Source organism: Polaribacter sargassicola, from assembly GCF_021991835.1.
Lineage (GTDB): Bacteria > Bacteroidota > Bacteroidia > Flavobacteriales > Flavobacteriaceae > Polaribacter > Polaribacter sargassicola.
This window is the reverse complement of record NZ_JAHDAU010000169.1, coordinates 1-301: the sequence shown is the minus strand read 5'-3', so window position 1 is coordinate 301 and position 301 is coordinate 1. Positions and strand designations below refer to the sequence as shown.

Sequence of the window (301 nt, the reverse complement as noted above, 5' to 3'; positions counted from 1 at the left end):
CCAGGTCACCCAGCTCATCGCCCGCCGCGTGCGCGAGCAGCAGGTCTATTGCGAACTGCACCCCTTCGACGTCAGCGACGACTTCGTCCGCCAGTTCAATCCGCAGGGCATCATCCTTTCCGGCGGCCCGAACTCGGTCTATGAAGCGCATGACTGGAGAGCGCCGCAGGCGGTGTTCGAACTCGGCGTGCCGGTGCTCGGCATCTGCTACGGCATGCAGACCATGGCGCAGCAGCTCGGCGGCAAGGTCGAAAGCTCGGGCAAGCGCGAGTTCGGCTACGCCGAAATGCGCGCGCGCGGC

The 301-nt window shown here is 66.4% G+C and carries 1 protein-coding gene; it reads left to right on the top strand.

Features of this window, described 5'->3' with window-relative positions; all coding sequences use genetic code 11:
• Positions 1-301: glutamine amidotransferase-related protein (locus tag KI686_RS16345; protein WP_237590379.1), on the top strand; the 301-nt coding region annotated here is incomplete at both ends.